This is a genomic window from Chitinolyticbacter meiyuanensis (assembly GCF_008033135.1).
GTDB lineage: Bacteria > Pseudomonadota > Gammaproteobacteria > Burkholderiales > Chitinibacteraceae > Chitinolyticbacter > Chitinolyticbacter meiyuanensis.
The window spans coordinates 340,087-362,458 of record NZ_CP041335.1 but is presented as its reverse complement, the minus strand read 5'-3'; the positions used below and the strand labels follow the sequence as shown (position 1 = coordinate 362,458).

The window sequence follows — 22,372 nt, the reverse complement described above, 5'->3', positions numbered from 1 at the left end:
GCCCCTCCACCCTGCGCGGCACGGCCGGCAAGACTGCCGTTGCCAAGCGCAGGCGAACGCGGCAGGCTAGCCGTCATTCCGGCCCACCTCCTGCACCGCCATGGCCCTGACCGACCCGCACCCCCACGCCCACCCGCACGACGCGGCCGGTGGCCACAACCAGGACCACGATCACCGCTTCGACCACACGCACCACCATCATCACCATGGTGCCCATGCCACACAGCGCAGGCTGCTGCTGGCGTTGGTCATCACCGGCGGCTTCGGCCTGATCGAGCTCGGCGGCGGCCTCTGGACCGGCTCGCTGGCACTGATCTCGGATGCAGGCCATATGTTCACCGATGCGGCAGCGTTGCTGCTGGCGGTGATCGCCAATGTGGTGGGCCAGCGTCCGGCCGATCAGCGCCAGAGCTATGGCTACGCCCGTGCCGAGGTGATCGGCGCGCTGGTGAACAGCGTGGCGATGATCGCACTGGTGGTGTGGATCGCGGTGGAGGCGGTGAGCCGGCTGCTGAACCCGCATCCGGTGAACGGTGCCGGCGTGATGGTCATTGCGGTGATCGGCCTGCTGGTGAATATCCTCTCGGCGTGGATCCTCTCGCACGATCACGACAACATGAACAGCCGGGCCGCGCTGATCCACGTGCTGGGTGACCTGCTGGGCTCGGTGGCCGCGATCGCCGCCGGTGCCGTCATCTACTTCACCGGCTGGCAGCCGATCGACCCCATCCTCTCGGTGGCGGTGAGCCTGTTGATCCTGCGCTCGACCTGGCAGCTGCTGCGCCAGAGCACCCACGTGCTGATGGAAGGCGTGCCCAGTCATATCAAGCTCGAGGAAGTCGGCTACGCACTGGCCAAGGAAGAAGGCGTAGCCCAGGTGCACGACCTGCATGTGTGGCACATCGCCCAGGGTCGGGTGGCGCTGTCCGCCCACCTGGTAATCGAATCCCCACGGGAATGGCCAGCCCTGCTGGCGCGACTGGGCAAGCTGCTGGCCGGTCGCTTCGGCATCGACCACGTGACGCTGCAGCCCTCGTGGTTCTACCATCCGCCCGGTCGACACATCCCGATCACGCCGGTGGCCGGCACACCCCGCGCCGACCACGACCACGACCACGACCACGACCACGACCACCAGCATGGTCATGGTGGTCATCGACATTGAACAAGCGGCACTGCTAGCATCGCCGTTTTGGAGTACGCACGATGAAACGCTGGATAGTCCTTGCCGCCTTACTGCTCTCGGCTGGCGTGCATGCCGCCGAAGCCTCCGGAGAGTCCGGAGTCTACGACAACAGTGCCGATGACGACGGCTGGGGCATCAAGGAATGGCTGTTTGGCGATCAGCCTCCCCCCAAGCCACCGGAGCAAGCCTTCACCAAGCCCGCGCTTTCAGAGCTGAAGCGTTGGGTGCCGTATTCGGTGAATTTCGAATCGCGCGCCAACGACTTCTATATCGCGCTCGACAGCATCAGTGTGGGCCCGGACGACATCGTCCGCTATGCCTTTGCCGTGGTTCCCAAGCGGGGCAACGTTCGGAATCTCAGCTTCGAAGGGCTCGATTGCCGCACCAAGCAGTATCGCGTCTATGCCTACGGCAGCGAGGATGGTAAGTCGTGGCAGGATGGCAGCCAAGGCTGGAAACGCATGGTCAAGAACCAGCGCAATGCCTATCAGGGCGAGCTGTCCGCAGTGTTCTGCAATGGCGGCTTCCCGGAGAAAGCGACCACCATCGTGGATGAACTCTGGGATGCCAAGAAACAACCCAGTGACTGCCCTGGTTGCCGTAACAACTGATTGCCATGCGCGTCCTGATCGCGCCTGACTCCTTCAAGGAAAGCCTCAGCGCCGCCGCCGCCGCCGAGGCGATCGCCGCCGGTTTCGCCACGGCCTGGCCGGAGGCCCAACTGGTACGGCAAGGCATTGCCGATGGTGGCGAAGGCACGCTGGCCGTGCTGATCGCTCAAGGCGCCGACCACCAATCCACGCGGGTGAGCGGGCCGCTTGGCGATGCGGTCGATGCCGAATGGGCGATGCGCGGCAATCTGGCCTGCATCGAACTCGCGCAGGCTGCCGGGCTGATGCTGGTGCCGCCCGCGCAACGCGATCCGACCACCACCACCACCCATGGCGTGGGCGAGCTGATGGCGACGGCCGTAGCGGCAGGCGCGCGCCGGCTGCTGGTCACGCTGGGCGGCAGCGCCACCTGCGACGGTGGCGCGGGGTTGCTGCAGGCGCTCGGTGCACGTTTGCTGGATGCCGCCGGGCAGCCGCTGCCGGCCGGTGGTGGCGCACTGGCGCAGCTGGCCAGCATCGATCTGCAACCGGTACTGGCCCGACTGGCCGGCATCGAGCTCATCATTGCCAGTGATGTCGACAACCCGCTGGCCGGGCCAAACGGCGCCGCCCGCGTATTCGCCGCGCAGAAAGGCGCAACCGCACAGCAGGTCGACCAGCTCGACGCGGCACTCGCCCACTACGGCAAGCTGCTCACCCAGGCCTGCGGCCGCGATGTCACCGACCTGCCGGGTGCAGGCGCCGCCGGCGGTACGGCGGCAGCGCTGTTGGCCTTGGGCGCCACGCTGCAATCAGGTGCCGAATGGGTGTTGGATGCGGTGGGGATCGATGCATTGATTGCCGATTGCGACCTCGTCATCACCGGCGAAGGCCGGATGGATGGCCAGACGCTGAGCGGCAAGGCGCCGCTGGCGCTGGCCCGACGTGCGCAGCGCCTGGGCAAGCCAGTGATCGGGCTCGCCGGCAGCCTGGCCGACGATGCCGACGCACTGCTGGACGCCGGCTTCACGGCGCTGTTCGCCGCAACCCGCGCACCGTGCAATACCACCGAAGCGCTGGCCCGCGCCGCGCCGCGGCTGACGGCTGCAGCGCGCAACCTCGCGGCCCTGCTCAAGCTCGGGCTGCTGCTGCGTTAACCGATGCTGCCGGCCGACGGGCCGTGGCTCAGACCAGCACCAGATTGTCGCGGTGGATCAGCTCGGGTTCGTCGATATAGCCGAGCGCAGCCTCGATCTGGCCGGTGGGCAGGCGCACGATGCGGCGGGCTTCGGCTGCGCCGTAGTTGGCAAGGCCGCGGGCGATCTCTCGGCCTTCCGCGTCCACGCAGCTGACCACGTCGCCACGCGAGAACTCACCCTCGACGGCCATCACGCCAATCGGCAGCAGGCTGGAACCGCGCTCGACGACTGCACGGCGCGCGCCGTCGTCGACCAGGACCCGGCCGCGCAACTGCAGATGATCGGCGATCCATTGCTTCTTCGCCGCCAGCGGCGTGGTCTGCGCCACCAGTTCGGTGCCGATGGGCTCGCCGCTGGCCAACCGGGTGAGCACACTGTCCTCGCGGCCGCAGGCGATCACCGTGGCGGCGCCGCTGCGCGCGGCGCGCTTGGCGGCGATGATCTTGGTATACATGCCACCGGTGCCGACGCTGGAACCGACGCCGCCGGCCATGGCCTCGAGTTCCGGCGTGCCGGCCACCGCGTTGCGGATCAGCGTGGCGCTCGGGTCCTTGCGCGGGTCCGCGGTGTAGAGGCCCTGCTGGTCCGTCAGGATGATCAGGGCGTCGCCCTCGATCAGGTTGGTGACGAGCGCGCCCAGCGTATCGTTGTCGCCGAACTTGATCTCGGCGGTGACCACGGTGTCGTTCTCGTTGATGATGGGAATCACGCCAAGGCCCAGCAGCGTCAGCAGCGTCGAGCGGGCATTCAGGTAACGGGTGCGATCGGCCATGTCCTCATGCGTCAGCAGCACCTGGGCAGTCTTCAGGCCGTGGGCGCGGAAGGCGCTCTCGTAGGCCTGGCATAGCCCCATCTGGCCGACGGCGGCGGCAGCCTGCTTCTCGTGCACGGCCGATGGCTTTTCCTTCCAGCCCAGCCGCGCCACGCCCTCCGCGATAGCACCGCTGGAGACCAACACCACCGCCTTGCCCAGGCGCGTCAGCTCGGCAATCTCGGCGGCCCAGCGGGCGAGTGCATGGTGATCGAGCCCGCGCCCCTCGTTGGTGACGAGGCTGGAGCCGACCTTGACGACGATGCGTTGCGCGGACTGGATAAGGCTGTTCATGATGCGATTTCCCGTAGAGCCGCCGATTATAGCCGGGCTGTCAGTTTTGCTGCTGAGCGACGACTGACGGGAACTCGCAGCCCGACGGATCCACCTAGCCCCATGCCGCCCTCCACCCTGCCTCGCTGGCTCAAGCCCACGCTGTTCCTCGCCTGCCTCGCGCCACTGGCGTGGACCGGTGTATTCGTGTTCGCCGCCGTGAACCCGGTCGAATACCTGACGCACCAGACCGGCACCTGGGCGCTGGTCGGATTGCTGACCACGCTCGCCATCACGCCGCTGCGCCAGCTCACCGGCTGGAATGCGCTGGTCCGGCTGCGCCGCATGCTGGGGCTGTTCGCCTTCTTTTATGCCTGCCTGCACTTCCTGATCTGGCTGGCGCTCGACCATGGCTTCGACCTTGCCGCCATGTGGCACGACGTGGTGAAGCGCCCTTTCATCACCGTGGGTTTTACCGCGCTGCTCTTGCTGCTGCCGCTCGCCGTCACCTCGACCGACGCGATGATGCGCCGGCTCAAGCGCAACTGGGGCCGGCTGCACCGGCTGGTCTACCTGGTGGCCGTGCTCGCCGTGCTGCACTACTGGTGGCTGGTGAAGCGCGACGTGACCGAGCCGGCGATCTACGCCGCCGTGCTGGCACTGCTGCTGGGCTGGCGCGTGTGGCGGCGCTGGCGCGCTTGATGCGGCGCAACACGGTCATCGCCGCCATCGCCTAAGCTATCGGCATGACGCTTGCCCTCGCCGATATCGCCCACCTCGCCCTCACCGCCGGCAATCTGGTCCACCAGTCCGGCGGCGACACCGCCCGCACCTCGGAAACCATGGTCCGCACCGCCCGCGCCCTCGGCGCGGACAGCGCCTATACCGTGGTGTCCTCGCTCAACCTGGGGCTGACGGTAAACGGCAGCGGGCAGCAGCACACCGCCTTCTACAAGGCGCCGCACATGGGCGTGAACTTCCGCGCACTCACTGGGGTGGAGCGTGCACTGGCAGCACTGGAAGCCAAGCGCATCGGCGCTCCGGCTTTCACCACCCTGCTGCGCGAACTGCACGATCACCCGCACTACGCACCGCGCTGGCTGACCGCGCTGGCGGTCGGCTTTGCCTGCGGCGGCTTTGCCGCGCTGTTCGGCGGCGATCTCGCCGCCGTGCTCGCCACCACCATCGGCGCCGGGCTCGGCACCGGGCTGCGGCTGGTGCTGGCCAAACAGGGCTACAAGCCGCTGGTGTTCGCCATCGCCACCGCCGCACTCGCCGCCAGCGTCACCGGCCTGCTCGCGCGAAGCTGGTCCGCCACGCCGGATGCCGCGCTCGCCGCCTCGGTGCTGTTCCTGATCCCCGGCGTGCCCTTGATCAACGGCGCGGCTGATCTTCTGAGCGGCAACTACCTCAACGGCACCGTGCGGTTGACGATGAGCGCGGTGTTCGTGCTCGGCATCGGCATCGGCATGAGCCTGGCGCTGCGGGTGCTGGCATGAGCTGGCTGGTCGAGCTCTGGTCCATCCCCGCTGCACTCGGCTTTGCCGTGCTGTTCAACGTGCCACCGCGCACGCTGTGGTTGTCGTGCGCACTGGCGCTGGCCGGCCACGGCCTGCGCTTCGGCCTGCTGCACGCCGGCAGCGATATCGTGCTCGGCACCCTGCTCGCCGCATTGTTGATCGGCATCTGTGCCGAATGGTGGAGCCGCCGCGCCCGCCAGGCCGCCCCGGTCTACGCCGTCTGCGCCGCCATCCCCATGGTGCCCGGCACCTACATGTACAAGGCCGTGCAGGCTCTGCTGCAGCTCGCCACCGTCACCGACGCGAGCCAGGCTCAGCCGCATCTGGTCGATGCCGGCTACAACATCGTGAAGGCGGCGATGATTTTGCTCGCGCTAGCGATCGGGATTGCTGCGCCGGCGTTGTTGTGGCCGAAGAAGGGGCATTAGAGGGGAATTGGGCGGCGGCGCCCGTGGTGTATTTGGCGATTAGCGCCTGCGGCGCAGTGATTGGATGCCGGTTCCGCCCGGCGGACGGGTTCATTTCTTTTGCTTCGCCAAAAGAAATGAACCAAAGAAAACGCGACCCAGTGCCTTACGGCCCTCCGGGCTTCCCTCAGTCGGTCACGAGCCTAGGGTTTCGCTCCGGTCCTTCGGTGCTGGCAAAGGGGAGGAAAACCGCGAGCCTGCATAGCTGCCAAAGCAAATGCCTCTGAAACGCGGTCCTTCACGGGTGCGTTCTACACGTCTTGAGGGGCTGCTGCTCGGTCAAGTTCTCGCTTTCTTGCATGTTACAGAGGGGTCTACTTAGCGCCATGGCGCAGCACGATCTGATTCCGAACGGCAGGTGGAGCCTGGGATGCTACCTAAAGCTTGGCATCCAACGCTTTCTCTACATCCGCTCGTAGCCTTCCGATGGCTGCCTTTACTGCCTCTTCCGAGTTCAGATCGGCCAGATCGATGCGGTCAACATACATGCGAAAACCGCTGGGTTGATTCGCCGCACTGACCTGACCAATGGGCGGCCAATCATTGGGTTCGTAAACACCAGTAAACCAGTTGGTTTTTCCAAGGGTGATTCATCACAGCGATAAAAGCAGAAACTAATTTCACTAACGCTTTCTTCAGGAGTAGTACGCTCGGTTGTATCCAACCAAGGAATCCTTTTATCGCCATGGGCATCGGATCGCAAAATCGCACAGATCATCCAGTCGCCAGCCTGCTGCAAGTGTATCGGGTCATCTTGGCCTTTGTGCTTGATCCAGAATAATTGCGAGGACAATAAGGGTAGAGCCCACACTCCTCCCTCGCTGCTTTGTGCCAAACGATAAGGTGACGGCACCCCGGTATTTCCAGAATTGAAAATGTGATGGTACTGAGTAAAGCCCAGTTGCTTTCTGATGTATTCCAGCAGCTCCACCAACCGCTGCTGGTAATCTGCCAGCAGGCGGTAGGCGCGGCGCACCTCCACCAGTTTTTCCTGCAGGGATTGGGCCATTGCCTCTACCTCCAGTAATCAAAGCACTCAGTAGTGAATCCCCACGCAATGTCAAGTCTGCCGAAATGAACATTGGTGCCTGGCCGCCAAAGATTGACCGTGTCGCAGGCCAGCTTTGCCGGAGAAGCCGTGGGCATGTCATGCAACCACGGCATGGGCATTAGGCGCACATCGTGCCAAGCAAATGCCGATTCAATATCGTTGAGTATTCGCTTAAATGCCGGTTCAGCTTGCTGCGAGCAGACCTTCTCAATGGCGGCATACAGCTGGCGCCAGCTGCGCAGCACAAGTTTGACCTCTGTCGTTACACCAGCATTGGCGAGCAAGCAACGTACATTTCGCTCGAATTGATCACGGATCGTCATTTCATCCTCGGGCAAGCCTCCCAGCACCAACACGAAATCGCCGGCCCGCAAATACTTGGCTTGCAGGCAGGCAAAAATCTCATTCGCTATTTGTAATGGGTTTTGCTGACACGCCCCATCCCAGCGCTTTGCCTCAATCAATATGGAATGCTCGGCATGGATTAGCAAATCGGGTTCCACCTGCTGTTGATCCAGATTTAACCGAGGCCAGTAGCAAAACTCGCGGATTGCCCCCCAGTGGCAGTCAGTAGTCAGTAATTCCCTCAGAAATGCATCAACCAATAGATCGGGAAAATAAGAAATTCGCTCGAACACCGAGCTGGTCAGAATGTCCTCGGCGCCTTCGACCTCGTGCAGCGCCAAACCAGCCAAGCCAGAGCCACGCTTTTTGCCGTTCAATATCGCCGTGAGCATTGAACCACTCCTTTCATGCCGCAGCCTTGCTGCCATCGAGATCTTGCGGGACGCGTTCGGCATGGAAGGCCTTGGCCGTAGGAATGCTGGGGTCAAATGTTGAAATTTGTGCAAGTGAAGTCCTTCGTTCGCCTACCGGCTTGATCCAAAGGCGTTTCATCATAGCTCATACGTCGACACATAATTTTCCTCCCCTTTGCCAAGCGCCGAAGGAGTGGAGCGAGACCTTAGGCTCGCGACCGACTGAGGGAAGCCCAGAGGGCCGTAAGGCACGGGGTCGCCTTTTCTTTGGTTCGTTTCTTTTGGCGAAGCAAAAGAAATGAACCCGTCCGCCGGGCGGAACCGGCATCAAAACCCGCGCCGTAGGCGCTAACTAGTGTCTTCCCAGCTGTAGCACACAAAACCGCGCAGGCTGTACATCCAACCAAATCCCCCTCACCCCCTTGCTCCAAAGAGGGAACACTGAAGCGCGAGCCATCGCCACCACTCGCCGGGCAAAGGCAGCCCTCTACACCCCGTGCCGCAGGCACATCCCCCCTCCCTCGTCAGTTTTTGACCCCCATCAACCCCAGCCCAGTTCATCCGAATTTCCCCACCAAACCACAATATATTGTGCCCATCCCCTCAAGGAGCACAAAGATGTTGGGCTCGGCGCTCTCTCCGCAATACCTCTGCAAACGCGATGGCCGCATCGTGCCGTTCGATGCCACCAAGATCGCCGATGCGCTGGCGCGCGCCGGTGCAGCTACTGGCGAGTTCGATGACGAGCGTGCGGCGCAGCTGGCGTGCACGGTGTGCATGCGGCTCGACGACGGCGGCACGGCGCAGATCGAGGCGGTGCAGGATGCGGTGGAAACGGTGCTGCTGCAGGTGAACTACCTGAAAACCGCACGCGCCTATATCGGCTACCGCGAATCGCACCGCCGGCTGCGCGAGGACACGCGCACCGTGGTCGATGTGGCCGCCAGCATCAACGAATACCTGGAACGCAGCGATTGGCGGGTGCAGGCCAATGCCAACCAGGGCTACAGCCTGGGTGGGCTGATCCTCAACACCAGCGGCAAGGTGATCGCCAACTACTGGCTGAACCACGTGTACCCGCGCGAGGTGGGCGAGGCACACCGCGCCGGCGCGATCCATATCCACGACCTGGACATGCTGGCCGGCTACTGCGCCGGCTGGAGCCTGCGCCGGCTGCTGCACGAGGGCTTCAATGGTGTGCCGGGCAAGGTGGAGGCCAAGCCGCCGCGCCATTTCTCGGCCGCGATCGGCCAGATCGTGAATTTCCTCGGCACGTTGCAGAACGAATGGGCCGGTGCGCAGGCCTTCAGCTCGTTCGATACCTATATGGCCCCATTCGTGCGCGCCGATAAGCTCTCGTATGCGCAGGTGAAACAGTACATCCAGGAGCTGATCTACAACCTGAACGTGCCCAGCCGCTGGGGCACGCAGACGCCTTTCACCAACCTCACCTTCGACTGGATCTGCCCCGAGGATCTGCGCGAGCAGATTCCCTACGTGGGCGGTGAGGAATGCCCGTTCAACTACGGCGAACTGCAGGCCGAGATGGACCTGATCAACCGCGCCTACATCGAGGTGATGATGGAAGGCGATGCGCTGGGGCGCGTGTTCACCTTTCCCATTCCCACCTACAACATCACCAAGGATTTCGCCTGGGATCACCCCAACAGCGCGCTGCTGTTCGAGATGACCGCCAAGTATGGCCTGCCGTATTTCCAGAACTTCGTGAATTCGGATCTGGAACCGCAGATGGTGCGCTCGATGTGCTGCCGGCTGCAGCTGGACCTGCGCGAGCTATTGAAGCGTGGCAACGGCCTGTTTGGCAGTGCCGAGCAGACCGGTTCGCTCGGTGTGGTCACGCTCAATTGCGCACGGATCGGCTTCGAATATGCCGGTGACGAGGCGGGGCTGCTGCGCCGTGTCGATCTGCTGCTGGAGCTGGGCAAGCAATCGCTGGAGCTGAAGCGCAAGGTGATCCAGCGGCTGATGGATGCCGGGCTCTACCCGTACAGCCGGCGTTATCTCGGCACGCTGCGCAATCATTTCAGCACGCTAGGCATCAACGGCGTGAACGAGATGATCCGCAACTTCACGCACGATGCCGAAGACATTTCCACACCCTGGGGCCACGATTTCGCGCTGCGGCTGCTGGCGCACATCCGCCAGCGGATCACCGGCTTCCAGGAGGAGACCGGCCACCTCTACAACCTGGAAGCGACGCCGGCCGAGGGCACCACCTATCGCTTCGCCCGCGAGGACCGCAAGCGCTACCCCGGCATCCTTCAGGCCGGCAGCTTCGAGCAGCCGTACTACACCAACTCCACTCAACTGCCAGTCGGCTACACCGACGATCCGTTCGATGCGCTGGAGCGCCAGCAGGCGCTGCAGCGCCAATACACCGGTGGCACCGTGCTGCATCTCTACATGGGCGAGGCCATCTCGTCGGCCGAGGCCTGCAAGCGCTTGGTACAGCGTGCACTTTCCAACTACCGGCTGCCTTATGTGACGGTGACGCCCACCTTCTCGATCTGCCCCAAGCACGGCTATTTGTCTGGCCACCACGCGTTCTGCCCCAAGTGCGATGCCGATCTACTGCAACAGCGCGAAGCCTGCTGTGCCGAATGACACCAACCACTCTTAAAGGACTACCGCGATGACCGATCTCGCTGAACAACGCCACCTGGCCAGCGATGCCCAGACCACATCAGCCCTGCCCGACGAACAACGCACCCGCTGCGAAGTCTGGACCCGGGTGATGGGCTATCACCGGCCGGTGTCGGCGTTCAATACCGGCAAGCAGGGCGAATTTGCCGAGCGGACGTTCTTCCGCGAGCGCTGAGGTGAACACCGCGCTGCGCCTGCACGACGAAGCCCGCCGGCCGCCCCGGCTGGCCGGCTTCGTGCCGTTTTCCGGCTGCGACTGGCCGGGCGAGCTCGCTTGCGTGGTGTTCGTCGCCGGCTGCCCCTGGCGCTGCCGCTACTGCCACAACCCGGCGCTGCAGCAGCGCGCCTCGCCGCCGGGCGCGCCACAATGGGATGAACTGCTGGGCTGGTTGCCCACCCGGCGCGGCCTGATCGACGCCGTGGTGTTCTGCGGTGGCGACCCATTGGTCGAGGCCAGGCTGCCGGAGATGCTGGCACAGGTGCGCGCACTTGGCTTCAAGACGGCGCTGCACACCGGCGGCGCCTATCCGGCGCGGCTCGGGCAGTGCCTGCCGCAGCTCGACTGGGTGGGCTTCGACGTGAAGCATGACTTTGCCGACTACGCCGACGTGACCGGCGTGGCGAGCAGCGGCGTGGCAGCGCAGCGTTCGCTCGATCTGCTGCTGGCAAGCGGCGTTGCCTTCGAATGCCGCACCACCTGGCACCCGCTGCTGCAAGACCATGCCGCGCTAGTACGACTGGCGGATCGACTTGCCGCACTGGGCGTGCGCGACTACGCGCTGCAGTGCTTCCGGCCCACCGGCTGCCGCGATGATGAACTGATCCGCCATCCCGTCGGCGCTCCCGCTTCGCAACTGCTCTCCATGCTGGCCAGCCGGTTCGACCGCTTTACGCTGCGCGAGGCGGCGTGAAGCGCGGCAGTGGCAACCATCTTGCGCAAGCGCACCGATTGTCCTACCCGAAATGCATATGGCGCTTTCGCCGCCATTCAGCATGGGCTACCTCTTATTCATAGCTTTACGCTATTTTTATTCAATATTTAATCAATTTTTCATTTGCGATAACGAGTCGGATACTGGGTTCGATCGGTTCACAGCCCATTCACCATCTTGGCGCCACTGCGCGTAAAGCTGCTCAGCGCCGTGCAAGGCCCACCACGCAAAGCAACCGGATGCTGCCGGGCAAGCCAGCTGGCGACATCCATTCCATCCGTGCAGTAGTCGTTGGAGTGAAAGTGATGAACAGCAATGTAGAAAGCCAGGGCAAGTGCCCCTTCCATGGCGCGCTCACCAGCCAGGGCACCGGCGGCACCTCGAACCGCGAGTGGTGGCCCAACCAGCTCAACCTGAACATCCTGCACCAGCATTCTTCGCTCTCCGATCCCATGGGCGCCGCGTTCGATTACCGCGAAGCGTTCAAGCAGCTTGATCTGCCGGCGCTGAAACGCGATCTGGCCGCCGTGATGACCGATTCACAGGATTGGTGGCCCGCCGATTTCGGCCACTACGGCCCCCTGTTCGTGCGGATGGCCTGGCACAGCGCGGGCACCTACCGCATCGGCGATGGGCGGGGCGGCGGTGGCAGGGGCCAGCAGCGCTTCGCGCCGCTCAACAGCTGGCCGGACAACGTCAACCTCGACAAGGCGCGCCGCCTGCTGTGGCCGGTCAAGCAGAAGTACGGCAAGCAGATTTCCTGGGCCGACCTGATGATCCTCGCCGGCAATGTGGCCCTGGAAACGATGGGCTTCAAGACCTTCGGCTTCGGCGGCGGCCGCGAAGACGTGTGGGAACCGGATCAGGACGTGTACTGGGGGGCGGAGAAGACCTGGCTGGGCGGCGATGTGCGCTATGCCCACGGCTCGCCGGGCGTGGCCAAGGGCGAGGACGACGCGGTACTGGTCACCGACGATGATGCCGACGGCGACATCCACTCGCGCGTGCTGGAAAACCCGCTCGGCGCGGTGCAGATGGGCCTGATCTACGTGAACCCGGAAGGCCCGGATGGCAATCCCGATCCGCTCGCAGCGGCGCGCGATATCCGCGAAACCTTTGCCCGCATGGCGATGGACGACGAGGAGACAGTGGCACTGATCGCCGGCGGCCACACCTTCGGCAAGACGCACGGCGCGGGGCCCGCATCGCATGTCGGCGCCGAACCGGAAGCAGGCGATATCGCCGAACAGGGGTTGGGCTGGCAAAGCAGCTTCGGCAGCGGCAAGGCGGGCGACACGATCACCAGCGGCCTGGAAGTCACCTGGACCACGACGCCAACCAAGTGGAGCAACAACTTCTTCTGGAACCTGTTCGGCTATGAGTACGAGCTGACCAAAAGTCCGGCCGGCGCCCACCAGTGGGTCGCCAAGGGCGCCGGCGCGACCATCCCGCATGCGCACGATCCCGCGAAGAAGCTGGTGCCGACCATGCTCACCACCGATCTCTCACTACGCTTCGATCCGGCCTACGAAAAGATCTCGCGCCGTTTCATGGAAAACCCGGACCAGTTCGCCGATGCGTTTGCCCGCGCCTGGTTCAAGCTGACCCACCGCGACATGGGCCCGCGCGCGCGCTATCTCGGCCCGGAAGTGCCGGCCGAGGAACTGATCTGGCAGGACCCGGTGCCCAAGGCCGATCACCCGCTGGTCAACGACGCCGATGTCGCGGCGCTCAAGGCCAAGGTGCTGGCGTCGGGCCTTACCGTGTCGGAACTGGTGTCGACCGCCTGGGCGTCGGCCTCCACCTTCCGCGGCTCCGACAAGCGCGGCGGCGCAAATGGTGCGCGCATCCGGCTGGCGCCGCAGAAGGATTGGGCAGTCAACCAGCCGGCGCAGCTGGCGCAGGTGCTGCAAAAGCTGGAAGGCATCCAGGCCGAATTCAATGGCACGGCGGGCGGTGGCAAGCAGATCTCGCTGGCCGACCTGATCGTGCTGGCAGGCTGTGCGGGGATCGAGCAGGCGGCGAAGCTGGGCGGGCACGCGGTGACGGTGCCATTCACGCCCGGCCGCACCGATGCCACGCAGGATCAGACCGACGTGCCGTCGTTCGCGCCGCTGGAGCCGATCGCCGATGGTTTCCGCAACTACCTGAAAGGGCGCTACAGCGTGGCAGCCGAGGAACTGTTGATCGACCGGGCGCAGCTGCTGACGCTGACCGCGCCGGAACTCACCGTGCTGGTCGGCGGCCTGCGCGTGCTGGGTGCCAATGTCGGCCAAGCCGCGCATGGCGTGTTCACCGAGCGGCCAGGGACGTTGAGCAACGACTTCTTCGTCAATCTGCTCGACATGCGCACCGCCTGGCGACCGGTATCGGATGCAGCCGATGTGTTCGAAGGGCGCGATCGCGCCAGCGGCACGGTGAAGTGGACCGGCACCCGGGTCGACCTGGTGTTCGGCTCCAACTCGCAGCTGCGTGCGCTGGCCGAGGTCTATGCCAGCAATGATGCGCAGCAGCAGTTCGTGCAGGACTTCGTCGCGGCCTGGACCAAGGTGATGAACGCTGATCGTTTCGACCTGGCCTGAACCTTGGCTGCATAGCGCAGCCGACGCTGATCGTTTTCCTGTTCTCTTTACGCCCGGCCGAAGCCGGGCGTTTTCACATCCATGCCGCAGCGGCTAAGCCTTTGCCCCCGCATGATAAAATCTGTGTTTTCTACAGAAACCCAGCCGCCATGCCTCTTCCCGACCGCATCGTCATCGCCACCCGTGAAAGCCCGCTGGCGCTGTGGCAGGCGCATCACGTACGCGACTGGCTGCTGGCCCAGTACCCGGGCCTGACGGTGGAACTCTTGGGCATGACCACGCAGGGCGACCGTATCCTCGATGTGACGCTGAACAAGATCGGCGGCAAGGGTCTGTTCGTGAAGGAGCTGGAGCAGGCCCTGGCCGAAGGCCGCGCCGATCTGGCGGTGCATTCGATGAAGGATGTGCCGATGGTACTGCCCGAAGGCTTTGCCCTGGCCGCGATCGGCCAGCGCGAAGACCCGCGCGATGCCTTTGTCTCCAACCGCTACGCCAGCCTCGCCGAGCTGCCCGCCGGCAGTGTGGTCGGCACCTCCAGCCTGCGGCGTGAGGCGCAACTGCGCGCCCGCTACCCGGAACTGGTAGTGAAGCCACTGCGCGGCAATGTCGGCACCCGCCTCGCCAAGCTCGATGCGGGCGATTACGACGCCATCCTGCTCGCCGCCGCCGGCCTCAAGCGCCTGGGCCTCGGCGAGCGCATTCGCGACGAAATGCACTTCGACGACAGCCTGCCGGCCCCCGGCCAAGGCGCGCTGGGCCTGGAGATCCGCGCCGATCGTGCCGACCTCGCCGAGCTGCTCGCGCCGTTCAACGATGCCGCAACCGCCGCCTGCGTCACAGCCGAGCGCGCGCTGTCGCGTCGGCTCGGCGGCTCCTGCCAGATTCCGCTCGCCGCCTTCGCCGAGGATGACGACGGCTTCCTACGCCTGCGGGGCTGCGTCGGCCTGCCCGACGGCAGCCGCATCGTCTACGGTGAGGCCAACGGCACCCGCGCCGCCGCCGACGGCCTGGGCCTCAAGGTGGCCGAACTGTTGCTGACCGAGGGCGCAGCGGACATCCTGGAAGCGCTGAAGGAAGCATGAGCGCGCTCGCCGGCCGCCGCATCTGGGTTACCCGGCCGCGTAATCAGGCCGATGCACTGGCAGCGCAGCTGACTGCCGCCGGCGCCATCGCGGTGCGGCTACCACTGCTGGAGATCGCACCACCGCTCGATCCGGCACCGCTCACCGCCGCGCTGGCCGGGCTCGATCAGTTCGATCTCGCCATCTTCGTCAGCCCGTCAGCACTCGACGCCGTGTTCGAACGGCTGAACACGCCATGGCCCGCCCCCCTGCCCGCCGCCGTGGTCGGGCCCGGCAGCGCCGCACGGGCCCGTGAGCTGGGCATCGCACGGGTGATCGCGCCCACCGAGCGCTACGACAGCGAAGGCCTGCTCGCCGAACTCGACCGCGTGATGCCGCTCGCCGGCAAGCAGGCACTGCTGCTGCGCGGCGACGGCGGCCGCGAGGTGCTGCCACAAGGCCTGACCGCGCGGCACGCCACATTGACCACCGTGGCCGCCTACCGGCGGCTGCCGCCGGCGTTCGACGAAGCCCACCTTGCCGCCGAGCTCGCCGCCGGTTGCGATGGCGTGGTCATTTCCAGCTCCGAAGCCGCGCAACACTTGTTTTCCGCGATTGGAGCCGTCACCCGCGAGCGGCTACAATCGCTACAGTATTTTGCGCCGCATCCGCGCATCGTTGCGGCCCTGCAGCAACTCGGCGTCAGCCACGTCACGCTGACTGCCGCCGGCGATGCCGGTATCGTCGACGCAGTGCACCGCCACTATGCGCAATAGCGCAGGCCCCAGCGCCGTGAAACACCTGTAAACAGGCCCTAGGTACACATGACGCAGCAAACAGACTCGCTCTCCGCCGCGCTTGCCGCGCCCAAACCGAAACGCAGCTTCGCGCCGTCCGCCGGTACCGTGCTGGCAGCCATCGCCCTGGCCGCAGCGGCCGGTGTCTGGCTGTACCAGCAGCAGGCCACCGAGGCGATGAAGCGTGAGGTTGGCGACCAGCTGGCACGCCATGCGCAGCAAGCCAATGCCGCGACCGCGCGTGAAGCAGCAGCCAACGAGCGGCTGCGCACGCTGGAGCGCGAGCTTGCCCAGGTCACCGCCAGGCAGGCCGAGGCGCAATCGCAGCAGGCGACACTCGCCACGCTGTACGACGCACTCACCCGCAGCGAAACGCAACGCGTGCTGGCCGATCTGGAACAGACGCTGTCGTTCGCCAGCCAGCAGCTGCAGCTGGCCGGCAACGTGACAAGCGCGCTGGTCGGGCTGGAAACGGTGCAGAACAAGCTCGCCGAGCTCGACCGGCCCGAGCTGATCCCCGTGCGCCAGGCGGTGGCGCGCGACATCGACCGGCTGAAGACCCAACCCTATCTCGACGTGGTCGGCATCTCGGCCAAGCTCGACAGCCTCGTCGGCACCGTCGACAAGCTGCCGCTGGCCGTCGATGGCTACCACCATGCCGCAGCACCGTCGTCGAAGGCGGACACCCGCAACTGGTTCGAGCGCCTGGGCAGCGAGCTGTGGGGCGAACTGCGCCAGCTGGTGCGAATCCGCGAAATGGACAAGCCCGAAGCCATGCTGCTCACGCCCGAGCAGGCCTTCTTCCTGCGCGAGAACGTGAAGCTGCGCCTCCTGGACGCTCGCACCGCGCTGCTGCTGCGCAATGAAGGTGCCTTCCGTGCCGATCTCAAGGCAGTCGACCAGTACCTCGCCGGCTACTTCGATCGCGACGCCCGCGAAACGCACAACACCCAGCGTACGCTGGCCGAACTGTCGCAACAGACGCTGTCGATGCAGCTGCCCAGCCTCGCCGAGAGCTTGGCCGCCGTGCGTAGCGCCCGCATCAGCACGCGGGAGGTGCAACAGTGAAGGCGCTGGGTTGGCTGATCGCACTGGCCGCGCTTGCGGTCGGATTGATGATGTTCGCCCGGGTGAACACCGGCTATGCGCTGCTGTTCATCCCGCCGTGGCGGATCGAGCTGTCGCTCAATGTGTTCATCGTGCTGCTGCTGTTGGTGACGGTGTTGCTGTACGGCGCACTGAAGGTCGGCAGCGAGCTTGGCGGCCTGCCAGAACGGGTACGCCGTTATCGCGATGCCCGGCGCAACCGTGCCTCGGTCGAGCTGGAGCGCGAGGCGCGCATCGCCTTCTTCGAGGGCCGTTACCAGCGCGCCGAGCGGCTGGCTGCCGACGCCTTCGCCGCCAGCCGTGGCCAGGAAGCGCTCGCGGTGAACGGGCTGCTCGCCGCGCGCGCGGCCCATGCAATGCGCGACTACACCCGCCGCGACCAGTATTTCGAACGGCTGCGCACCAAGCTGGGCCCGCAGCATCTGGCGCTGGCCATGACCGAGGCCGAGCTCTATCTCGACGAACGCCGCTACGACGATGCCAATCGCGCCATCGGCGAGGCACGCGCGATCTCGCCCAAGCTCACCGCCGCGCTCAAGCTGGAGCTGCGGCTCCGTCAGCGCGAAGGCAACCAGGAAGCGGTACTACGGCTGGTCGACCAGCTCGCCAAGAGCGACGCGATCGATGCCGCCCAGGCCAGCCGGCTGCGGGTGCAGGCGCAGCTGGCATCGCTGGCCGGCAAGCCACGTTCGCTGAAGGAACTGAAGGACTGGTGGTCCCGCCTGCCCGCGAGCGACCGCACCGCGCCGCAACTGGTACTGGCCGTGGTCGATGCCTTCTGCGAGCAACAGCAACCCGAACTCGCACGCGAAGCGATCGAGGAAGCGTTGGCGGCCGACTGGTCCGGCGAGCTGGTATTGCGCTATGGCACGCTGGCGCTGGAAGGCGACGTCGTGCAGAGCCAGCTGCAGCAGGCCGAGGCTTGGCTCAAGACCCGCCGCGACGACCACGAGCTGCTGCTGACGCTGGGCCGGCTGTGCCGCGAACGCGCGTTGTGGGGCAAGGCGCAGACCTATCTCGAGGCCAGCATCGCCGTGCAGGCCACTGCAGTGGCGCACGCGGAACTCGCGAATCTGCTGGAAAAGCTGGAACGGCCCGAGGCCGCGGCCCAGCACTATCGCGAGAGCCTGGCGCTGGCGCTACAGGAGCCCGGCAACAACTGACCCTCCCGACGCGGCTACCAGCCGCGTCGTCGTTTCCAGCCCTGGAACGGCCGCTAGCAGGATGCAGCGGCCATCCCGCCCGCTAGTGGTGCTGCGGTTCCGGCTGCGCTACCGGTTTGGCCGGCTGCTCCCTGCCATGCTCGGCGGCATCGAGGCGGATCCAGGAAAACGGCTGCTGGTCGCGCTGACGCGCAAGGAAGCTGGGTTTGTTCAACGCGTCGGGCAGGCGCGGCTTGGCGATCAGGTGATAGCGGTGTGACATGGTGCGTCCTCCGAGACAATGCTGGCCCGATGCGAGCTTAATCCGCAGCACACTGGCCTGCAGGCACCAATGCACGAGGTTTGCGGTCGCTCAATTTCTTGCAGCCAGCCTTGCGCCCAGCATGCCGCAGCCGCGTGACAGCGGTGCTACAGATCGGGGGCGTGCACGGCCTTCAGCAGGTATTGCACCGCGCCGTCCTTCACCCGACGCTGCAGCCACCAGATCGAGGCCTTCTTCAGGCTCCAGTCGAGTTCGCCACCGGTGAGCAGCAGGCTGGCGGCCCGGCCCAGCGTCGGCTGGTGGCCGACCAGCACCACCACCCGGCCATCGCCGCGCGGCCAGTCGCACACTTCGAGATAGGCTGCGGCGCGGGCGCCGGGATTGAGCCGGGCATCGATTTCGGGATGTGGCGTCAGCGCCTGCGCCGTTTCCTGCGCCCGGCGGGCAGCGCTGGCGACGACCCGCACCGGCTGGCCGGCCAGCTGGTGCGCCAGCCACGCCGCCATCTTGCGCGCCTGTTTGCGCCCGGTGCTGGTCAGCGCCCGGGCCAGATCGTCGTTGCCATCCTCGGCCTCGGCGTGGCGCCAGAGGATCAGATCCATCAGTTGCGGGCTTTGGCGGCGAGCTCGGCCAGCAGCATGGCCTGGGCTGAACGCTCCTTGGCGCCGCGCGTTGCCTTGCGGCGATAGCGGCCGTCCGACAGCATTTCCCAGGCTTGGACGTTGTCGACGAGGTAGGGCCGCAGCGATTCGCGGATCACCCGGCGTTTCACCTTGGGGCTGATCGCGGGGAAGGCGATCTCGATCCGGCGGAACAGGTTGCGACCCATCCAGTCCGCACTGGAGAGATACACATCCTCGGCCCCGTCGTTGTAGAAGTAGTAGACGCGGTGGTGCTCGAGGAAGCGGCCGATGATGGAGCGCACCTTGATGTTGTCCGATAGCCCCGGAATGCCGGGGCGCAGCGCGCAGACGCCACGGACGATCAGGTGGATGGTCACGCCGGCCTGGCTTGCCTCGTACAGCTTGTCGATGATGGTCGGCTCCAACAGCGCGTTCATCTTGGCGATGACCACCGCCTTGCGGCCGATCTTGGCGTGGGCGATCTCGCGGTCGATCGCCTTGATGAAATTGGGCTGCAGCGTGAACGGCGCCTGCCACAGCGCGTTGTGGTCGCCAGCCAAGCCAAGGCCGGTCAGCTGCATGAACACGTCGTTCACATCGCTGGTGATGTCCTCGTTGTCGGTCATCAGGCCGAAATCGGTGTAGAGCTTGCTGGTACGCGGATGATAGTTGCCAGTGCCGACGTGCACGTAGCGCTTCAGCTTGCCTTCCTCGCGCCGCACGATCAGCAGCATCTTGGCGTGCGTCTTGTAGCCATACACGCCGTAGACCACGTGCACGCCGGCACGCTCGAGCTTGGCGGCCCAGTTGATGTTGGCTTCCTCGTCGAAGCGCGCCATCAGCTCGACCACCGCGGTTACTTCCTTGCCGCGCTGCGCCGCCTCGGCCAGCGCATCCATCAGCGCCGATTCGCTGCCCGTGCGGTACACCGTCATCTTGATCGCGACCACGTGCGGATCGCGCGCGGCCTGCTGCACCAAGTCGATCACCGGAGTGAAGCTCTGATATGGGTGATGCAGCAGCACGTCGCCATGGCGGATGGCGGCAAACAGATCCGGCTGCTTGCGCAGCTCTGCAGGCAGGCCGGGCATGAACGGCTCGAACTTGAGCTCGGGGCGCTCGACCTGGTCCGGCACCTGCATCAGCCGCACCAGGTTCACCGGGCCGTTCACCCGGAACACGTCACCGTCTTCCAGGCGGAACTGCTCCTTCAGGTATTCCTGCAGGTGGGACGGCAGGTTGTCCGCCACCTCCAGCCGTACCGCGTCGCCATAGGAGCGCTGGCTCAATTCGCCTTCCAGCGCGGCACGCAAATCCTTCACGTCCTCATCGTCGACGGTCACATCCGAATCGCGGGTGACGCGGAACTGGTAGCAGCCGAGCACATGCATGCCGGCGAACAGCTCGTCGACGTGGGCATGCAGGATGGACGACAGGAACACGAAGCCGTGCTCGGCACCGCTCACTTCCTTGGGCATCTTCACGAAGCGCGGCAGGATGCGTGGCGCCTGGACGATGGCCATCTCGGCATTGCGGCCGAAGGCGTCGCGGCCTTCGAGCTCGACGATGAAATTGAGCGATTTGTTGAGGATACGCGGGAACGGGTGCGACGGATCGAGCCCGATCGGCGTCAGCACCGGCATCAGTTCGCGGAAGAAGAAGTCACGCACCCATTCGCGTTGCGCATCGGTCCACAGACTGCGGCGGAAGAAGTGGATGCCTTCCTTGGCCAGCGCCGGGAACATCACCTCGCGCAGCACGCGGTACTGATGTTCGACCATCTGGTGCGCATCCTGGATGATCAGCTCGTAGGCCTGGTGCGGCGTGAGCCCCTCCGGCAGCAGCCGCGTCGGGTACTGGCGCACGTTTTCCTTGAGCCAGGCCATGCGCACCTCGAAGAACTCGTCGAGGTTGCTGGACACGATGCAGAGGAACTTCAACCGCTCCAGCAGCGGATTGCGCGCATCCTCGGCCTGGGCCAGCACACGGCGGTTGAACTCCAACAGGCCCAGTTCGCGGTTCAACATCAGCTGGTTGTCGGCGGGTTTATGGCTCATGGGATCCTTTGCAACGCGATGCGAAGCGGGCCGCAACGCGGCCCGTGAATAGAACGGTCAGGACTGGGGCACGTAGCCGGCAACGGCATCGGCGCCACCGCCGAAGAAATAGTTCTCCAGCTGTTGCTGCAGGTACTGTCGGGCACGCGGGTCGGCGAGGCTGAGGCGGTTCTCGTTGATCAGCATGGTCTGGTGCTTGACCCAGGCAGCCCACGCCTCCTTCGAGACCTGCTCGTACACGCGGCGGCCCAATTCGCCTGGCAGCGGCGGGAAATCGAGGCCTTCGGCCTCGCGGCCCAGTTTGACGCAATGAACGGTGCGGCTCATGACAGTAACTCCAGCAGAACGCTATTTAATGACAAAAATATTGCATATCCATGACAGCGGCGGCGATCAGGTGTTCACCCGCTACCCTGCGCCGATTGTACCCCGAGCCGCAGCCGCCTTCGCACCAGCAACAAAAAGCCCGCGCCACGGCGCGGGCTGATGACACAAATCCGGCTTACTTGGCGGCTTCCACCGGCATGATCCACAGCTCGACGCGCCGGTTCAGACGACGGCCCTCCTCGGTATCGTTGCTCGCGCGCGGCTGGGTCTTGCCCTTGCCATAGCTGTCGAGACGCACCGGGTTCACCTGGCGACCGACGAGGTAATCGACCACGGAACGGGCACGTTGCTCGGACAGCGTCTGGTTGTAGGCATCCTTGCCGACGTTATCGGTGTGGCCGACCACGGTGATCGCGGTCTTGCCGTACTGGTTGACCACCTTGGCGATCTTGTCGAGCGTGGGCGTAAAGCCCCCCTTGAGTTGCGACGAATTGGTGTCAAAGCCGGTGTTCGAGGTCATGCTCACCAAGAGCGAATTGTCGCTGTTCTTCTGCAGCGTGATCTCGCCGCGCTGGATTTCCGCTGCCAGCTGCTTCTGCAGATCCTTGGCCTGCTGGTCCATGTAGTAGCCGATGCCGGCGCCAGCGAGGCCGCCGCCCACCGCGCCGATCAGCGCACCCTTGCCACGGTTCTTGTGATTGACGGCGGCACCGATGGCCGCGCCACCGAGCGTACCGATGATGGCGCCCATCTCGGTGTTGTTGAGGTCGCGCTTCTCGCCCAGATCGTTGGTGGCGCAGGCAGTCAGGGCCAGAGCGGATATCAGGGACAGCGTTACGATCTTGCGCATAGTGTTCTCCGGCTGTAGTTGTGGTGCTGCGATTATCGGCGATGCCCGGATCAGGCCAAGAGGAAATACGTCACATCGCCGTCATCGCTGTG

The 22,372-nt window shown here is 65.1% G+C and carries 22 protein-coding genes; 14 read left to right on the top strand and 8 right to left on the bottom strand.

Going from position 1 to position 22,372, the window contains the following annotated elements:
- The first annotated feature begins 100 nt into the window (after nucleotides 1-100).
- Genes FLM21_RS01585 through FLM21_RS01575 form a run of 3 tightly spaced genes read left to right on the top strand, consistent with a single transcriptional unit; the run spans nucleotide 101 to nucleotide 2,933 of the window.
- The gene (locus FLM21_RS01585) at nucleotides 101-1,165 is read left to right on the top strand and encodes a cation diffusion facilitator family transporter (RefSeq protein WP_148713888.1); all 1,065 of its coding nucleotides are present in this window, start codon (nucleotides 101-103) and stop codon (nucleotides 1,163-1,165) included.
- Nucleotides 1,166-1,206: 41 nt separating this feature from the next.
- Complete coding sequence (locus tag FLM21_RS01580; protein ID WP_148713887.1) at nucleotides 1,207-1,797, top strand: CNP1-like family protein; 591 nt, start codon at nucleotides 1,207-1,209, stop codon at nucleotides 1,795-1,797.
- A 5-nt stretch (nucleotides 1,798-1,802) separates the two neighbouring features.
- Entirely contained in the window at nucleotides 1,803-2,933 is a 1,131-nt protein-coding gene (locus FLM21_RS01575; RefSeq protein ID WP_148713886.1) for a glycerate kinase, read from the top strand.
- A 28-nt stretch (nucleotides 2,934-2,961) separates the two neighbouring features.
- On the opposite strand, the gene proB is transcribed toward FLM21_RS01575, so the two are convergent.
- Nucleotides 2,962-4,080 (bottom strand): glutamate 5-kinase, encoded by a 1,119-nt coding sequence (gene proB / locus FLM21_RS01570; protein ID WP_148713885.1) that lies wholly within the window; start codon nucleotides 4,078-4,080, stop codon nucleotides 2,962-2,964.
- 102 nt (nucleotides 4,081-4,182) lie between these two features.
- On the opposite strand from proB, the gene msrQ reads away from it, so the two are divergent.
- From msrQ to FLM21_RS01555, 3 genes are read left to right on the top strand one after another with little or no spacing between them, the layout of a single operon-like run.
- The gene (gene msrQ / locus FLM21_RS01565) at nucleotides 4,183-4,761 is read left to right on the top strand and encodes a protein-methionine-sulfoxide reductase heme-binding subunit MsrQ (RefSeq protein ID WP_148713884.1); all 579 of its coding nucleotides are present in this window, start codon (nucleotides 4,183-4,185) and stop codon (nucleotides 4,759-4,761) included.
- A 44-nt stretch (nucleotides 4,762-4,805) separates the two neighbouring features.
- The gene (locus FLM21_RS01560; RefSeq protein WP_148713883.1) at nucleotides 4,806-5,558 is read left to right on the top strand and encodes a threonine/serine exporter family protein; all 753 of its coding nucleotides are present in this window, start codon (nucleotides 4,806-4,808) and stop codon (nucleotides 5,556-5,558) included.
- Complete coding sequence (locus FLM21_RS01555) at nucleotides 5,555-6,007, top strand: threonine/serine exporter family protein (RefSeq protein WP_148713882.1); 453 nt, start codon at nucleotides 5,555-5,557, stop codon at nucleotides 6,005-6,007. The genes FLM21_RS01560 and FLM21_RS01555 overlap by 4 nt, the downstream gene beginning before the upstream one ends.
- A 493-nt stretch (nucleotides 6,008-6,500) precedes the next feature.
- Here the strand turns inward: FLM21_RS01555 and FLM21_RS01550 are convergent, their stop codons facing one another.
- The gene (locus tag FLM21_RS01550; RefSeq protein ID WP_148713881.1) at nucleotides 6,501-7,055 is read right to left on the bottom strand and encodes a PM0109 family protein; all 555 of its coding nucleotides are present in this window, start codon (nucleotides 7,053-7,055) and stop codon (nucleotides 6,501-6,503) included.
- A gap of 5 nt (nucleotides 7,056-7,060) precedes the next feature.
- Nucleotides 7,061-7,834 (bottom strand): F-box domain-containing protein, encoded by a 774-nt coding sequence (locus tag FLM21_RS01545; protein ID WP_148713880.1) that lies wholly within the window; start codon nucleotides 7,832-7,834, stop codon nucleotides 7,061-7,063.
- A gap of 639 nt (nucleotides 7,835-8,473) precedes the next feature.
- Between FLM21_RS01545 and FLM21_RS01540 the strand changes: the two genes are divergently transcribed.
- The 8 genes from FLM21_RS01540 (at nucleotide 8,474) to FLM21_RS01505 (ending at nucleotide 18,161) form a co-directional block, all read left to right on the top strand.
- Nucleotides 8,474-10,480 carry a ribonucleoside triphosphate reductase gene (locus FLM21_RS01540; protein WP_148713879.1) on the top strand — a complete coding sequence of 669 codons (2,007 nt, stop codon included), beginning with the start codon at nucleotides 8,474-8,476 and terminating at the stop codon, nucleotides 10,478-10,480.
- 28 nt (nucleotides 10,481-10,508) lie between these two features.
- Nucleotides 10,509-10,694 carry an anaerobic ribonucleoside-triphosphate reductase gene (gene nrdD, locus FLM21_RS21465; protein WP_148713878.1) on the top strand — a complete coding sequence of 62 codons (186 nt, stop codon included), beginning with the start codon at nucleotides 10,509-10,511 and terminating at the stop codon, nucleotides 10,692-10,694.
- Nucleotide 10,695: 1 nt separating this feature from the next.
- Entirely contained in the window at nucleotides 10,696-11,430 is a 735-nt protein-coding gene (locus FLM21_RS01530) for an anaerobic ribonucleoside-triphosphate reductase activating protein (RefSeq protein ID WP_246120803.1), read from the top strand.
- 326 nt (nucleotides 11,431-11,756) lie between these two features.
- A complete protein-coding gene (gene katG / locus FLM21_RS01525; protein WP_148713877.1) occupies nucleotides 11,757-14,033 on the top strand; it encodes a catalase/peroxidase HPI in 2,277 nt (758 codons plus the stop codon).
- 149 nt (nucleotides 14,034-14,182) lie between these two features.
- Nucleotides 14,183-15,115 (top strand): hydroxymethylbilane synthase, encoded by a 933-nt coding sequence (gene hemC / locus FLM21_RS01520; protein ID WP_148713876.1) that lies wholly within the window; start codon nucleotides 14,183-14,185, stop codon nucleotides 15,113-15,115.
- On the top strand, nucleotides 15,112-15,870 hold the full coding sequence (locus FLM21_RS01515; RefSeq protein WP_148713875.1) for a uroporphyrinogen-III synthase: 759 nt from the start codon (nucleotides 15,112-15,114) through the stop codon (nucleotides 15,868-15,870). Before hemC ends, FLM21_RS01515 begins: the two co-directional genes overlap by 4 nt.
- A 48-nt stretch (nucleotides 15,871-15,918) precedes the next feature.
- A complete protein-coding gene (locus tag FLM21_RS01510; RefSeq protein WP_148713874.1) occupies nucleotides 15,919-16,959 on the top strand; it encodes a uroporphyrinogen-III C-methyltransferase in 1,041 nt (346 codons plus the stop codon).
- Nucleotides 16,956-18,161, top strand: coding sequence for a heme biosynthesis HemY N-terminal domain-containing protein (locus tag FLM21_RS01505; protein WP_148713873.1), 1,206 nt, complete (start codon nucleotides 16,956-16,958; stop codon nucleotides 18,159-18,161). Before FLM21_RS01510 ends, FLM21_RS01505 begins: the two co-directional genes overlap by 4 nt.
- Before the next feature lie 82 nt (nucleotides 18,162-18,243).
- Here FLM21_RS01505 and FLM21_RS01500 read toward each other — a convergent pair whose 3' ends face one another.
- From FLM21_RS01500 to FLM21_RS01480, 5 genes are all read right to left on the bottom strand, one after another.
- Nucleotides 18,244-18,423 carry a hypothetical protein gene (locus FLM21_RS01500; protein ID WP_148713872.1) on the bottom strand — a complete coding sequence of 60 codons (180 nt, stop codon included), beginning with the start codon at nucleotides 18,421-18,423 and terminating at the stop codon, nucleotides 18,244-18,246.
- Nucleotides 18,424-18,569: 146 nt separating this feature from the next.
- Nucleotides 18,570-19,025 carry a SixA phosphatase family protein gene (locus FLM21_RS01495; protein WP_148713871.1) on the bottom strand — a complete coding sequence of 152 codons (456 nt, stop codon included), beginning with the start codon at nucleotides 19,023-19,025 and terminating at the stop codon, nucleotides 18,570-18,572.
- Nucleotides 19,025-21,103 carry a polyphosphate kinase 1 gene (ppk1, locus tag FLM21_RS01490; protein ID WP_148713870.1) on the bottom strand — a complete coding sequence of 693 codons (2,079 nt, stop codon included), beginning with the start codon at nucleotides 21,101-21,103 and terminating at the stop codon, nucleotides 19,025-19,027. Before ppk1 ends, FLM21_RS01495 begins: the two co-directional genes overlap by 1 nt.
- A 57-nt stretch (nucleotides 21,104-21,160) precedes the next feature.
- On the bottom strand, nucleotides 21,161-21,430 hold the full coding sequence (locus FLM21_RS01485) for an oxidative damage protection protein (protein WP_148713869.1): 270 nt from the start codon (nucleotides 21,428-21,430) through the stop codon (nucleotides 21,161-21,163).
- Nucleotides 21,431-21,605: 175 nt separating this feature from the next.
- Entirely contained in the window at nucleotides 21,606-22,280 is a 675-nt protein-coding gene (locus tag FLM21_RS01480) for a YiaD family glycine zipper/OmpA-like lipoprotein (protein WP_148713868.1), read from the bottom strand.
- Between the last annotated feature and the right edge of the window lie 92 nt (nucleotides 22,281-22,372).

What these genes read in the sequence shown, in the direction of transcription:
- ppk1 (WP_148713870.1), bottom strand. Translation starts at nt 21,103, where the DNA reads ATGAGCCATAAACCCGCCGACAACCAGCTGATGTTGAACCGCGAACTG.
- proB (WP_148713885.1), bottom strand. Translation starts at nt 4,080, where the DNA reads ATGAACAGCCTTATCCAGTCCGCGCAACGCATCGTCGTCAAGGTCGGC.
- FLM21_RS01555 (WP_148713882.1), top strand. Translation starts at nt 5,555, where the DNA reads ATGAGCTGGCTGGTCGAGCTCTGGTCCATCCCCGCTGCACTCGGCTTT.
- FLM21_RS01480 (WP_148713868.1), bottom strand. Translation starts at nt 22,280, where the DNA reads ATGCGCAAGATCGTAACGCTGTCCCTGATATCCGCTCTGGCCCTGACT.
- hemC (WP_148713876.1), top strand. Translation starts at nt 14,183, where the DNA reads ATGCCTCTTCCCGACCGCATCGTCATCGCCACCCGTGAAAGCCCGCTG.
- msrQ (WP_148713884.1), top strand. Translation starts at nt 4,183, where the DNA reads ATGCCGCCCTCCACCCTGCCTCGCTGGCTCAAGCCCACGCTGTTCCTC.
- FLM21_RS01580 (WP_148713887.1), top strand. Translation starts at nt 1,207, where the DNA reads ATGAAACGCTGGATAGTCCTTGCCGCCTTACTGCTCTCGGCTGGCGTG.
- FLM21_RS01545 (WP_148713880.1), bottom strand. Translation starts at nt 7,834, where the DNA reads ATGCTCACGGCGATATTGAACGGCAAAAAGCGTGGCTCTGGCTTGGCT.
- FLM21_RS01510 (WP_148713874.1), top strand. Translation starts at nt 15,919, where the DNA reads ATGACGCAGCAAACAGACTCGCTCTCCGCCGCGCTTGCCGCGCCCAAA.
- FLM21_RS01575 (WP_148713886.1), top strand. Translation starts at nt 1,803, where the DNA reads ATGCGCGTCCTGATCGCGCCTGACTCCTTCAAGGAAAGCCTCAGCGCC.
- FLM21_RS01550 (WP_148713881.1), bottom strand. Translation starts at nt 7,055, where the DNA reads ATGGCCCAATCCCTGCAGGAAAAACTGGTGGAGGTGCGCCGCGCCTAC.
- FLM21_RS01500 (WP_148713872.1), bottom strand. Translation starts at nt 18,423, where the DNA reads ATGTCACACCGCTATCACCTGATCGCCAAGCCGCGCCTGCCCGACGCG.
- FLM21_RS01485 (WP_148713869.1), bottom strand. Translation starts at nt 21,430, where the DNA reads ATGAGCCGCACCGTTCATTGCGTCAAACTGGGCCGCGAGGCCGAAGGC.
- FLM21_RS01560 (WP_148713883.1), top strand. Translation starts at nt 4,806, where the DNA reads ATGACGCTTGCCCTCGCCGATATCGCCCACCTCGCCCTCACCGCCGGC.
- katG (WP_148713877.1), top strand. Translation starts at nt 11,757, where the DNA reads ATGAACAGCAATGTAGAAAGCCAGGGCAAGTGCCCCTTCCATGGCGCG.
- FLM21_RS01540 (WP_148713879.1), top strand. Translation starts at nt 8,474, where the DNA reads ATGTTGGGCTCGGCGCTCTCTCCGCAATACCTCTGCAAACGCGATGGC.
- FLM21_RS01585 (WP_148713888.1), top strand. Translation starts at nt 101, where the DNA reads ATGGCCCTGACCGACCCGCACCCCCACGCCCACCCGCACGACGCGGCC.
- nrdD (WP_148713878.1), top strand. Translation starts at nt 10,509, where the DNA reads ATGACCGATCTCGCTGAACAACGCCACCTGGCCAGCGATGCCCAGACC.
- FLM21_RS01495 (WP_148713871.1), bottom strand. Translation starts at nt 19,025, where the DNA reads ATGGATCTGATCCTCTGGCGCCACGCCGAGGCCGAGGATGGCAACGAC.
- FLM21_RS01515 (WP_148713875.1), top strand. Translation starts at nt 15,112, where the DNA reads ATGAGCGCGCTCGCCGGCCGCCGCATCTGGGTTACCCGGCCGCGTAAT.